The sequence below is a fragment of the Pelomonas sp. Root1237 genome (assembly GCF_001425055.1).
In the GTDB taxonomy this organism is placed as follows: domain Bacteria; phylum Pseudomonadota; class Gammaproteobacteria; order Burkholderiales; family Burkholderiaceae_C; genus Pelomonas.
This window is the reverse complement of the sequence record NZ_LMDK01000021.1, coordinates 206948-219051: the sequence shown is the minus strand read 5'-3', so window position 1 is coordinate 219051 and position 12104 is coordinate 206948. Positions and strand designations below refer to the sequence as shown.

Annotated in this window: 13 protein-coding genes; 5 read left to right on the top strand and 8 right to left on the bottom strand. The window is 66.9% G+C overall.

Going from position 1 to position 12104, the window contains the following annotated elements:
• Window positions 1-6: 6 nt before the first annotated feature.
• Entirely contained in the window at window positions 7-966 is a 960-nt protein-coding gene (locus tag ASC91_RS27260) for an SGNH/GDSL hydrolase family protein (protein ID WP_157282187.1), read from the top strand.
• A 104-nt stretch (window positions 967-1070) separates the two neighbouring features.
• Here the strand turns inward: ASC91_RS27260 and ASC91_RS27255 are convergent, their stop codons facing one another.
• Together ASC91_RS27255 and ASC91_RS27250 are read right to left on the bottom strand one after the other, a co-directional pair.
• On the bottom strand, window positions 1071-2816 hold the full coding sequence (locus ASC91_RS27255) for a long-chain-fatty-acid--CoA ligase (protein WP_056205025.1): 1746 nt from the start codon (window positions 2814-2816) through the stop codon (window positions 1071-1073).
• 62 nt (window positions 2817-2878) lie between these two features.
• Window positions 2879-3580, bottom strand: a complete 702-nt coding sequence (locus tag ASC91_RS27250; RefSeq protein WP_235532123.1) for an FFLEELY motif protein — start codon at window positions 3578-3580, stop codon at window positions 2879-2881.
• A gap of 35 nt (window positions 3581-3615) precedes the next feature.
• Between ASC91_RS27250 and ASC91_RS27245 the strand changes: the two genes are divergently transcribed.
• Complete coding sequence (locus ASC91_RS27245) at window positions 3616-4479, top strand: triacylglycerol lipase (protein ID WP_157282185.1); 864 nt, start codon at window positions 3616-3618, stop codon at window positions 4477-4479.
• Here the strand turns inward: ASC91_RS27245 and hppD are convergent.
• Window positions 4431-5570, bottom strand: a complete 1140-nt coding sequence (hppD, locus tag ASC91_RS27240; protein WP_056205295.1) for a 4-hydroxyphenylpyruvate dioxygenase — start codon at window positions 5568-5570, stop codon at window positions 4431-4433. The two genes, ASC91_RS27245 and hppD, sit on opposite strands and share 49 nt — an antisense overlap.
• A 120-nt stretch (window positions 5571-5690) precedes the next feature.
• Between hppD and ASC91_RS27235 the strand changes: the two genes are divergently transcribed.
• Together ASC91_RS27235 and ASC91_RS27230 are read left to right on the top strand one after the other, a co-directional pair.
• Window positions 5691-6173 (top strand): Lrp/AsnC family transcriptional regulator, encoded by a 483-nt coding sequence (locus ASC91_RS27235; RefSeq protein WP_056205021.1) that lies wholly within the window; start codon window positions 5691-5693, stop codon window positions 6171-6173.
• Window positions 6174-6205: 32 nt separating this feature from the next.
• Window positions 6206-6754, top strand: coding sequence for an RNA polymerase sigma factor (locus ASC91_RS27230; RefSeq protein WP_056205018.1), 549 nt, complete (start codon window positions 6206-6208; stop codon window positions 6752-6754).
• Window positions 6755-6767: 13 nt separating this feature from the next.
• Here the strand turns inward: ASC91_RS27230 and ASC91_RS27225 are convergent, their stop codons facing one another.
• The 4 genes from ASC91_RS27225 to ASC91_RS27210 all read right to left on the bottom strand — a co-directional run bounded on the left by ASC91_RS27225 (window position 6768) and on the right by ASC91_RS27210 (window position 9268).
• Window positions 6768-7610, bottom strand: a complete 843-nt coding sequence (locus tag ASC91_RS27225) for an HDOD domain-containing protein (protein WP_056205016.1) — start codon at window positions 7608-7610, stop codon at window positions 6768-6770.
• 305 nt (window positions 7611-7915) lie between these two features.
• The gene (locus ASC91_RS27220) at window positions 7916-8152 is read right to left on the bottom strand and encodes a hypothetical protein (protein ID WP_157282183.1); all 237 of its coding nucleotides are present in this window, start codon (window positions 8150-8152) and stop codon (window positions 7916-7918) included.
• Between the two features lie 75 nt (window positions 8153-8227).
• A complete protein-coding gene (locus ASC91_RS27215; protein WP_056205010.1) occupies window positions 8228-8419 on the bottom strand; it encodes a hypothetical protein in 192 nt (63 codons plus the stop codon).
• Window positions 8420-8704: 285 nt separating this feature from the next.
• Window positions 8705-9268 (bottom strand): hypothetical protein, encoded by a 564-nt coding sequence (locus ASC91_RS27210; RefSeq protein WP_056205007.1) that lies wholly within the window; start codon window positions 9266-9268, stop codon window positions 8705-8707.
• A gap of 148 nt (window positions 9269-9416) precedes the next feature.
• On the opposite strand from ASC91_RS27210, the gene ASC91_RS27205 reads away from it, so the two are divergent.
• On the top strand, window positions 9417-9845 hold the full coding sequence (locus ASC91_RS27205; protein ID WP_056205004.1) for a nuclear transport factor 2 family protein: 429 nt from the start codon (window positions 9417-9419) through the stop codon (window positions 9843-9845).
• Between the two features lie 3 nt (window positions 9846-9848).
• On the opposite strand, the gene fusA is transcribed toward ASC91_RS27205, so the two are convergent.
• Complete coding sequence (fusA, locus tag ASC91_RS27200) at window positions 9849-11906, bottom strand: elongation factor G (protein ID WP_056205001.1); 2058 nt, start codon at window positions 11904-11906, stop codon at window positions 9849-9851.
• Between the last annotated feature and the right edge of the window lie 198 nt (window positions 11907-12104).

The following is a 12104-nucleotide window of genomic DNA, read 5'->3' as shown; positions in this document are numbered from 1 at the left end:
ATCGTCATGCAACGTGTTGTCTCCCAGAAATTGAAGCGCGGCCTGGCTTTGGCCATGGTGGCAGCGGCCGCGCTGATCGCCGGCTGCGGCGGTGGCAGCTCCCAGCAGATCGACCCGTTTGCGCCGACCCGCGTCATCGCCTTCGGCGACGAGATGGGCACCATTCTGCAAAGCGGCAAGAAGTACACGATCAACGGCCTGAATCCCGACACCAAGCAGGTGGACTGCAAGCTCAGCCCGGTCTGGAGCCAGATCCTGGCCGGCGGCTTTGGCTTCGTCTACCCGCAGTGCAACACCGACTTCGTCGCGCTGCCCCAGGGCATCATGTACGCGGCACTGGGCAACAAGGTTGCCGATGTGCGCGACAAGATCGACCTGCATCTGTCCAACGACCGCTTCGGCCCCAAGGACATCGTGTCCATCATGGTCGGCGTCAACGACATCCTCGAGCTGTATCGCCAGTTCCCGGCCCAGAGCCGTGACTCGTTGATCAACGAGGCCAAGGCGCGCGGCAAGCTGCTGGCCGACCAGGTCAACCGCATCGCCAATGCCAACGGCCGTGTGCTGGTGGCCACCATCTTCGACGTCGGCCTGACGCCCTACGGTCAAAAGGAAAGACAGCAGCAGACCGACATCGACCGCGCCATCTTCCTGAACGACCTGAGCTCGGCCTTCAATACGACCATGCGTCTGAACCTGCTCAACGACGGCCGCCTGGTCGGCCTCGTGCTCGTTGACGAGACGATCCAGCAGATCGCGCGCTTCCCGGCCGCCTTCGGCTACGCCGATGTGACGAACGCGGCCTGCCGCACCGAGGTCGCGCCTCAGGACTGCACGACGGACACGCTGGTGACCGACGCCAACCCCACGCAATGGCTGTGGGCCGGCGACACCCTGCTCGGCCCGAGCGCGCAGCAGCGCATCGGCACTTTGGCGCTCACGCGCGCCAAGAACAACCCGTTCTAGCCCACCCCCGAGGCTGAGCCCGGACACAAACAGTCCTGAGGACTGTTTGTGCCTGGCGAAGGACAAGGCCTCTGGCCTTGGCAGCGAGCGCGGCCTAATAAGACTTAGGCAGTGTTGGTGCGGAGTTCTCTGCGCAGGATCTTGCCGACGTTGCTCTTGGGCAGTTCGTCGCGGAACTCGATGAACCGGGGCCGCTTGTAGGCCGTCATCTGTGCCGTGCAGTAGCTGACCAGGTCTTCCTCGGCCAGCGCCGGGTCGCTCTTGACGACGAAGAGCTTGACCGCCTCGCCCGACTTGGCGTCCGGCACGCCCACCGCGGCGCACTCCAGCACGCCCGGGTGCATGTTGACGACCTGCTCGATCTCGGTCGGGTAGACGTTGAAGCCGCTGACCAGGATCATGTCCTTCTTGCGGTCGACGATGCGCACATAGCCGCGCTCGTCCATGATGCCGATGTCGCCGGTCTTGAAGTAGCCGTCGGCGCACATGACGTTGGCGGTCTCGTCCGGGCGCTTCCAGTAGCCGGCCATGACCTGCGGGCCGCGGATGCAGATCTCGCCGCGTTCGCCGATCGGAAGGTCGCGGCCGTCGTCGTCGCGGATGGCGATCTCGGTGGACGAGATCGGCAGGCCGATGCTGCCGTTGAAGGCGCGCTGGTCCAGCGGATTGATGGTCGCCGCCGGCGAGGTCTCGGACAAGCCATAGCCTTCGACCACCGGGCAGCCGGTGACCTTGAGCCATTTCTCGGCCGTGGCCTGCTGTACGGCCATGCCGCCGCCGTTGGAGATGACCAGCTCGGAGAAGTCCAGCCGCGAGAAGCCCGGCTCGGCAGCCAGCGCGTTGAACAGCGTGTTGACGGCCGGGAAGATGTGGATCTTGTGGCCCCGCAGCGTCTCGATGAAGCCGGGGATGTCGCGCGGATTGGGCACCAGGATGTTGAGGTGGCCCATGCGCGCACCGAGCATGAAGCAGGCCGTCAGCGCGAAGATGTGATAAAGCGGCAGCGCACAGACGTTGGTGAACTGCATGTTCTGGTCGGGCAGCCGGGCCAGCATGGGCTGGAACCAGGCCTCGACCTGCAGGATGTTGGCGACGATGTTGCGATGCAGCAGCGTCGCGCCCTTGGACACGCCGGTCGTGCCACCGGTGTACTGCAGGAAGGCGACGTCGTCGGGGCCAAGTTCAGGCTTCTTCAGGTGCAGGCGCTCGCCATGGGCGAGGGCCTCGTTGAAGCGCACGACGGTGCGGCCGTCGCCCTCTTTTGACATGAGCTGCAGGCGGAACTCCGGCACCATCTTCTTCAGGTGGCGCACGGCAAAGTTGATCAGCGGGCCCTTCCACCAGTTCAGCAGGTCACCCATGGAGGCGAGCACGACATGCTTCACATCGGTCGCGTCGATGACCTCGGACAGCGTGTGCGCGAAGTTCTCCAGCACGACGATGGCGCGCGCGCCCGAGTCCTTGAGCTGATGCTCCAGCTCGCGCGGCGTGTACAGCGGGTTCACGTTCACGACGACGAAGCCCGCGCGCAGGATGGCCGCGATGGCCACGCCGTACTGCAGCAGGTTAGGCATCATGATGGCGACGCGGTCGCCCTGCTTGAGCCCCTGGGCCTGCAGCCAGGCGCCGAGCTGCATGGAGAGCTGGTCGATCTCCGAGAAGCGCATGCGCTGGCCCAGGCAGATGGCGGCATCGCGCGAGGCGTGCTTGCGGAAGGCCTCGTTGAGCAGGTCGACCAGCGAGCCGTAGATGCGGGTGTCGATCTGCGCCGGCACGCCGGCTGGGTAGCTGGCCAGCCAGGGCTTGGCGCGGGATGTCACTTCGGTGACTTCGGCAAGGACGGCGGTCATCGAGGGCCTTCTGACGTGCTTGGCGTGAAGCCTTCGATGTTGGGACGCCGTGTTACATCAAGCTAGGGGAGTTGCCCTAACGCGGATGCATCACCGCGAAACAATGCACGTGCGAGTGTGTCCTCACGGTGTCGCACAGTGGACAGGAACTCGCCCGCGCCCCGCATCGCGCGGAAGGTGTCAAAGCCGCTTTCGAGAAAGTTCTGCAGCGCGCCCAGGCCCGCCATCTGCGCGGGGCCGCGCATCAGCCGCAGCGTCTGGCGCAGCAGCGGCTTGCGGGTCAGCTTGTCCAGCGACTCGCCCACCGCCATCGTCAGCTCGATCTGCCGCTGCCGCGATACCGGGTCGCCGCAGGCGCGCCAGGCAATGGCGTATTCGTCGGGCTTGATATCGGCTGACAGCAGGTGCTCGGCCATGCGCGTATCCAGGCGTTCGGACAGGGCGTGCAGCTGCGCGAGCTTGGCGACCGTGTCGACGACCTCGGCGGGAAAGAGGCGGGTCAGCGTCGGGATGACGCGGGCGAACTGCGCATCACGCTGGCGGTAATCGTCGGGACCGTAAAGCTCGTGCAGGAAGAAGCGCGTGGCCGCCTCATAGCGTGGGTTGGCGAGCAGATCGGCATAGGTGGCCGCAAATCGGCGCTGCTGGAAGGCCTTCACGCTCTGGACGCGGGCCTCGAGCTCGGGGTCGGCAGCACGGCGGGCGCGTTCCGCGTCGACGGCGCGCAGTTCCTTCAGCAGGGATTCGGCACTCAGTTCATCCATGGGTCGGCGGAATTCTGCCTTCCTACACTCGGGCGATGAACGGACGACTGCAAAGGATCTGGGTGTTGCTGCGGCTGGCCCTGGCGCTGGCCGTGGGCTGGCGCTTCGGCTGGGGCTGGGGGCTGCTGACGCTGGGCCTGCATGCGCTCATTCTGGCGGGGGGCTTCCTGCAATTGCGCTGGGTGAACCGGCCCGCACCGGCCTGGGGGCAACTGCTTCGCGCCTGGGCCCGGGAGGTCGTCGCCAGCGAGTTGGCCTTCTCATGGCGCCAGCCCTGGCGCGAATGGGCCGAAGCGGATCATCTGCCGGCGGGCGCCGGGCAGGGCGTGTTGCTGGTGCACGGTTTCTCCTGCAATCGTGGCCGCTGGAATGGCTGGATGGAGCGCCTGCGCGAGCAAGGTGTCGCTTTCGTCGCGCCTTCGCTGGAGCCGGCTTTCGGCAGCATCGATGCCTATGCGGACGAGATCGAGGCCGGCGTGCAGCGGTTGAAGGCACTGACTGGCCGTATGCCCATTCTTTGCGCCCACAGCATGGGCGGCCTGGCGCTGCGGGCCTGGTGGCGCCGCTTCGGCGCGGGGCATGAGGCGCCGCATGTCATCACGCTGGGTTCACCCCACCAGGGCACGCGCATGGCGGCGCTTGGTCTGGGCGTCAACACGCAGCAGATGCGCCTGGGCAATGCCTGGCTGGCGGCGCTGCCGGGTCTGCCTGACGTTGACTGCTTTTGGACGCCCTGTGACCAGATCGTCAATCCGGCGGAGCGGGCGATCCTGGCCGGCGCGCGGGCGCACCGGCTCGATGGCGTCGGCCACATGGGCCTCGTCCATTCGGAGGAGGCCTGGCAGTGTCTTCAGACGGCCTTGGCGGGCTCGTCCTTCAGCACACCGCGGCGGATCTGATCCAGTTCGATGCTCTCGAACAAGGCCTTGAAGTTGCCTTCGCCGAAACCCTCGTTGCCCTTGCGCTGGATGAGTTCGAAGAAGATCGGACCGATGACTTCCTTGGTGAAGATCTGCAGCAGCAGTTCGTTGTCCACGCCCAGGTGGGTGGCGCCGTCGATGAGGATGCGCAGGCGGCGCAGTTCGTCCACGTTCTCGCCGTGGCCCGGCAGGCGCTTGTCGATGAGGTCGAAATAGGTCTCGATGGTGTCCTGGAACTGCACACCGGTGTTCTTCATGCCCTCGACCGTGCCGTAGATGTCGGTCGTGCCCAGCGCCACGTGCTGGATGCCCTCGCCGTGGTACAGGTCCAGGTACTCGGCGATCTGGCTCTTGTCGTCCGAGCTTTCATTGATCGGGATGCGGATCTTGCCGCAGGGGCTGGTCATGGCCTTGCTCTTCAGGCCGGTCAGCTTGCCCTCGATGTCGAAGTAGCGCACCTCGCGGAAGTTGAAGAAGCGCTCGTAGAACTCCGACCATTCCTTCATGCGGCCGCGGAAGACGTTGTGCGTCAGGTGGTCGATCTCGGTCAGGCCGTGGCCCACCGGGTTGGGGTCGACCGGCTGGCCCTGCGCGTCCAGCAGCGGCACGAAGTCCACGTCATAGATCGAGATATTGCCGATGGCACCGGCGCCCGCGCCGCCCTTGCCTTGCCAGCGGTCGACGAAATAGATCAGCGAGTCGCCGATGCCCTTGATGGCCGGGATGTTCAGCTCCATCGGGCCGGCCTTGTTGTCGAAGCCCCAGGCGCCCAGCTCCAGCGCGCGTTTGTAGGCATGGCCGGCGTCCTGCACGCGAAAGGCGATGGCGCAGATGGACGGGCCGTGCAGGCGCGCGAAGCGCTGCGCGAAGGAATCGCTCTCGGCGTTGATGATGAAGTTGACGCCACCCTGGCGGTACAGCGTCACGCTCTTGTGGCGGTGCTTGGCGACGGCCTTGAAACCCATGGTCTCGAACAGCTTGCCCAGGCCCGCCGGATCGGGCGCGGCGAACTCGATGAACTCGAAACCATCGGTGCCCATCGGGTTGTCCCAGGGGGTGAACTTGGCCATGAAAGTCTCCAGCGGCGTGATGCTTGAAAACGAAAATTCTGCGGCGCGGTTCGCGCAGGTTTCATGCATTCTTCGGCGCGGACTCGGCCATCGGCGCAGGAAACCTGCAAAATCACGGCCATGGAAGCCGCCATCGAGCTCGACGCCATTGACCGCCGCATCCTGCGGGCGCTGCAGCAGGATGGCCGCCTCACCTATGACACGCTGGCCGGCGAGGCTGGGCTGTCGTCTTCCGCCGTGCTGCGCCGCGTGCGTCGCCTGGAGGAGGCCGGTGTGATCGCCGGCTATGTCGCGCTGGTGGCGCCGGCGCGCATCGGCCTGGGCCTGACGGCCTATATCAATGTCAGGCTGGAGAAGCAGACCGACAACCCGCTGCGCAATCCGCGCGACCTCTTCCGCGCTGCCGTGCAGACCTGGCCCGAGGTGGTCGAGTGCGCGGCGCTGACGGGCGAGATGGACTATCTGCTGCGCGTGCTGGTGCAGGACATGCAGCACTACGCCCGCTTCATCAGCGACACGCTGCTGATGCACCCCAGCGTGCAGGACTGCAAGACCAGCTTCGTGCTGGAACGGCTGAAGAACACGACCGCTGTACCGGTTTGAACCTGTGCGCCGGCCGGTGGCATTCACCGGCCATGACCACGGTCGACCGGTACCGTTCCCGCCCTGGCACGTCGCTGCCCGACGTCGGCCTGGTGCTGGGCTGGCTGCCCCGGCTGCACCGCTATGCGCGGTCGCTGCGGCGCAACCGCGAGGACGCTGATGATCTCGTGCAGGACACGCTGGAGCGCGCCTGGTCGCGCGCCGGGCTCTGGCAGGGCGTGGGCGACATGCGCGGCTGGCTGTTCAGCATCATGCACAACCTGCACGTCGACGCTTTGCGCCGTGGCCGGCTGGATGTGGTGGACCTCGACAGGCAGGTGCTGGACATCCCCGTCGCTGCTGCGCAGTCCGAACGCCTGGCTCTGCGCGACCTGCACAAGGCCGTGGCCGCCTTGCCGGTGGAGCAGCGCGAGGTGCTGCTGCTGCTGGCCGTCAATGGCATGGCCTATGCCGAGATCGCCGCGGCCCTGGGCATTCCCGTTGGCACCGTGATGTCGCGGCTGTCGCGCGGTCGCACGAGGCTGCGCGGCCTGATGGCGGGGAATGCGCGGCGGCTGAACTTCCAGGGGAGAAGGGAATAGCCTGGCGTTGGCGTCAGTCGAATTCGTGAAGCAGCTTGAGGGCGTGCGCTTCGCCGAGGTTGAGCAGTTCGGCGATGTCGTGCAGATCGTCCGGCACGCCCGCGTCATCCCAGCCCCGCGCCGTGTGCCGCGCCAGGCGTACGGCCAGGTGCACGCAGCGCACCTGCGGGTTGCGGCCGTCTTTCTCGCTGGTGATGCGCGCGAGCAAGTCCGGCAGATGCCAGCGTCGCATCAGGGCCTGCTCCAGTTCGGCCAGTTCAATGCCCAGCACCTGGCGCTGGGCAGCCGTGCTGCGCAGATGCCGGTCGGCGTCCTGCAAGGCGGCGATCTTCAGCGCCAGCACGGGCGCATGTACCCACAGCAGCATCTCGGCGAAGTCATGCAGCAAGGCGGCGCTGTGGATGACGGCGGCATCGGGGTCGGCCCGATGGGCCGCAAAGCCCAGCGCGAAGCGCGAGGCACGTTCGGCGCGCTGCATGACACGTGACAGCCCGAGCAGGGCCTCATCGTTGTCAGCCAGCACCAGTTCGAGCGTCGGCTGCGGACCGAAGTCGCGGAAAAAGGGGGTGATGCCCATCAGCACGATGGCAGCGGTCACTGTTTCGGCGTCGGCCCTGAGCCCGGAAGTGCTGCCGCGCCGCTGTTCACTGGCATGGGCCAGCACCTTCAGCGTCATCAGCGGGTCGGTGGCGATCATTTCTCCCAGGCCGTGGGCGTCGACGTCGTCTTCGGTCGCACGCATGTGCTCAAGCGACTCGGCCGTCTCGGCCAGTACGGGGATCTCGGCCCGCGCAAAGGCGTCCACCCAGGCCTCCAGGCTATGGAGTGGCGCGGTCAGGCAGAGGCGGTCGGACATGGGGCCGATGCTAGGCCTGGGCGGGGCCGCCTGCTCGTCGGAGGCGGCCCCGTTTTGCCAACCATTTCAGCTTTGACGGCACCCCTATCTCGGGGCGAGCGCCGGGCTGCCATGGGCCAGAGCCCCATGGCCTGTCGTAGGCACAAGCAGTCCGCAGGGACTGCTTGTGTCCGACTCCAGTTCCCAAGCCGGCCCGGCTGGCGATGTGCTTGCCGGTCAATACGGCAAGCATCGCCGTCCCCTCGGGGGACCGTTCGCACTTGCCGGCGTTCAGCCGGAGCAAGAGCAAACGAGGGGCGACTTTCCTACAGCCTGCGCACGCCTTCCAGCCGGGCGGTCAGCTGGCCATCGACGTAGAGCGCGCCTTCAGGCGCGCCGGCTTCGGCGTAGAACTCCAGATGGTTGCGGGCACGGCGCCGGCGGTAGGCCGGCGAGAACACCAACCGGATGGCACGGGCCGCGCGCTTGACGCGGGTCCAGCGGCGGGCCCAGGCGGCGTGGGTTTCGGCGGCATCGGGGCCGCTCAACTCGATCAATCTCATGAGGGTCTCCTTGGCGCCGGGCCGGCCCTCATGACATGGATCGGTCATGGCTGAGGGGCAGGCGGCGCGCTGTGGTCAGGGGCTGTCGTCGGGGAAGCGGTCGCGCAGCAGGCGTCGCAATTCGAGGCGGGCTTGCTGGCGCTGGGCATGGGCGTCGTGCGCGCTTCGGTGGGCGCCGGCCTGGCGTTGCATGGCCGGTGCCACCAGCGGATTGCGCGGTTTGAGCGCTTTGATCTGCAGGGGACGCGGGGAGGTGAATTGGGACATGGCGTGCTCCGGTTGGGGCCGCACGTGGGCGGCGGGCAATGCGGCGGCTCGGCCCGGGGTGGCGCCTGCGTTTGCATGGATGAGTTGGGGCCCGGGGCTTGCGCTCGAGGCAAGCGGGCCGGGCGGTCAGAGGGCTTGGGTGTGCGACCTCGCTGTGACGGGAGAACTGCAACACGCCACAACTTGCGCAAATGATAAACAAACGTTGCTCTTGCGCAAGCGGTTTTTATCCAACACCCCTAACGTGAGTAGTACCGGCCGTCCAGTGATGGATGCGCGGAAGGATCAGCGCTTCTTGGCCTTCAGCGGCGCGACGCGCGCCTGCAGCTTGCGCCACTCGTCGAGCTCGGCCTGCGGACTGGGCGCGGCCGCCTTCACCGGCACGGGTGCCGGTGTGGTCGACGTCAGCACCTCGCCGAGCAGATCCAGCAGCCGCGTGCGGGCGCGCTGCGGGTGGCGGCGGTAGTAGGTCAGCACCAGGCCGATGATGAAGCGCTCGTCGTCATCTCGGGGCATGCTGGGCGAGTCGCTTGCCGCAGGCGCTGCTGCAGCGGGCATGGCCGGTGCCTCGGCAGTGGCCATTGCACCGTGCTCGATGTCCATCCAACCCGGCGCCTTGTGACAGAGCTGCTCGAACTGCCGCGCCAGGCGCTCGCCGATCTGGCGCGAGCGGCCCTTGATCTGGCTCCAGTAGCTGGGCTGGATCTGCAGCCTCTCGGCGAAACGCCTTTCCAGGCCACGCAGGGTGGCGGCATCGGCATTCTTGACGGTGGCGCTGACGAACTCTTCGAACAGCCGCATCGCGTTGTCCAATCGGATCTGCGCGACGTCGCGGGGGGCGCTGGGCATGGGCCGCAATGATAAATGGATCTTCACCTTCACTTCTGCGCGATCCCGGGTCGTAGGACGGTTCCGACCCGGCTGAGCCGGCAACTCCTACTGAATGCCCGCCAGGCTGCACCCATATTGAGGTTTTAGGCCGTCAAAGGAGATTGGCATGCATACCGCAGACAGCACCCTCATCGCGCTGGAGAAGAAGTTCTGGCAGTCGATGGTGGACGAAGACACCGACACCGCAGTGGCGCTGCTGGACGAACCGGCGCTGATGGTGAGTTCACACGGCGCCATGCAGTTCGATCGCAAGCAGTACAAGCACATGGCGGAAGAAGGCCCGATGGTCATCAGATCGTTCGAGTTCAGCGACATGCAGGTCATGCACCCGAACGACGACACCGCCGTGCTGACCTATCGAGTCAAGCAGGCCATCGCGCCTCGCGGCAAGTCGGAGGAGAAGGAGCAGGAGATGGCCGACTCGTCCGTCTGGCTGCGCAAGGATGGCGAATGGTTGTGTGTCATGCACACGGAGACCGAGGTGGACGCCAAGGCCAAGCCGGCCAGGAAGACCACCGCCAAGGCCAAGCACTGAAGCTCAGTCCCCTTCGTCGTGCGCCTTGTAAGCGCCGACGAGGGCGGCCTGCGTGTTCGGCGGCACCGGCTCGTAGTGCGACAGCAGCAGCGTGTAGCGCCCTTCGCCTGCCGTCATCGCGTTCAGCCGCGTCTGGTAGCTGGCCAGTTCGGCCAGCGGTGCCAGGCCCTGCACGATGAGGCTGCCCGGCACGGCGGAGCGCGTGCCGTTGACCTGACCGCGGCGTGATGCGAGGTCGCCGGTGATGTCGCCGATGCCGTGCTCGGGCGCCGTGATCTCGACCTGCACGATGGGTTCCAGGATCAGCGGCCGGGCCTCGCGCACGGCCTCGATCAGCGCGCGGCGGCCGGCGGTGACGAAGGCGATTTCCTTGCTGTCCACGGAATGGTGCTTGCCGTCATAGACGACCACGCGCAGGTCCACCAGCGGATAGCCGGCAATGACGCCGCTGGCCAACGCCGAGCGCACGCCTTTCTCGACGGCCGGCATGAACTGGCCCGGAATGGTGCCACCCTTCACCGCGTCGACGAACTCGAAGCCGGCGCCGCGCTCCAGCGGCTCGACGCGCAGATAGACCTCGCCGAACTGGCCCGCGCCGCCGCTCTGCTTCTTGTGGCGGTAGTGGCCTTCGGCCGGCGCCGAGATCGTCTCGCGGTAGGCGATGCGCGGCGGCTCGGTGAGGACTTCGCTCTTGTAGAGCTCGCGCAGTCGCTCCAGCAGAAGGCGCAGATGCAGTTCACCCAGGCCGTAGACCAGCGTCTGGTGCGTTTCACCGGCCTGTTCGATGCGCAGGCAGGGGTCTTCCTCCACCAGCCGGGCCAGCACCTCCCAGAGCTTCTGCTCATCGCCGCGGCGCGCGGGGCTGATGGCCAGGCCGTGCACCGGGGTGGGGAAATCCAGCGGCTTCAGGTAGATGTGCTCGTCCTCTTGCGCGTCATGCAGCACGGCGTCAAAGGCGAGGTCTTCCACCTTGGCAATGGCGCAGAGGTCACCCGGCAAAGCCTCGTCAATGTCGACATGCTTGGCGCCCTGCAACATGAAGAGGTGTGCGACGCGGATGGGCTTGCGCGCATGGCCGACGAAGAGCAGGCCGCCCTTGGCGACGCGGCCCTGATGCACGCGCATGACGCCCATCTTGCCGAGGTAGGGGTCGGCGACGATCTTGAAGATATGGGCCAGCACATGGCCGGCTGGGTCGGGCCGGGCGGGGTAGGGCGTGGGCTCCGTGCCCTTGCCTTCCAGAAAAGGGGGCGGGTTGCCCTCGGCCGGGTTCGGCATCAAGGCTTCGATCGCCGACAGCAGTTCGCCAATGCCGGCGCCGGTCTTGGCTGAGCAGAAGCAGACCGGGATCAGATGCCCTTCGCGCAACGCCTGCTCCAGCGGCGCATGCAGCTCGCGCGGGTCGACGTCGCCGTCGGTCAGGTAGCGGTCCACGAATGCCGCATCGACCTCGACGACCTGCTCGACCAGGGCCCGGTGCGCTTCGGCCACGGACGAAAAATCGGCGTCCCCGGACGCCGCGAAGAAACAGTCGGCGACGCGCTTGGCGCCGCTGGCCGGCAAGTTCAGTGGCAGGCACTCCTTGCCAAACACCTCGCGGATCTGGGCGAGCAGCCCGGGCAGGTCGGTGTCGGGACAGTCGATCTTGTTGACGACGATGAGGCGTGTCAGCCCGCGCTCGGCGGCGGCGGCCAGCAAGCGCTGGGCCATCAGCTCGATGCCGTTCTGGGCGTTGATGACGACGATGGCGGTGTCCGCCGCCTCCAGCGCCGGCAGGGCCTGGCCGACGAAATCCGGTGCACCGGGCGTGTCGATGGCGTGCACGCGGATGCCGCCATGGGTGAAGTGGGCGAGGCTGGATTGCAGCGAATGGCCCAGGCGCCGCTCCAACGGGTCATGGTCGCTCACCGTGCTGCCGCGCTCGATGCTGCCGGCCTGCGGGATGGCGCCGGCATGGGCCAGCAATGCGTCCAGCAACAGCGTCTTGCCGGCCGCCGCCGGCCCCACCAGCGCGACCGTTCGGATGGTGCTCACTCGCGAATCCAGGCTCGTCTCGCTCATCGGAATCTCCTCGGTGTGGGGCCTGTGAACCCCTCTGGAATCGGTGCGAGAGGGTTTGCGCGGGTGCAGGGCTAGGCGTGCGACGCCGCCTGGGCTCATGCCCAGGCCAGGCGCGCAACAACGCCATGCGCCCGCGCAGACCCTCTCCCGAAGGGTTGTCACTCAAAAGCCCGCGCGCGGCGTTGCGAAGCCTCGCTG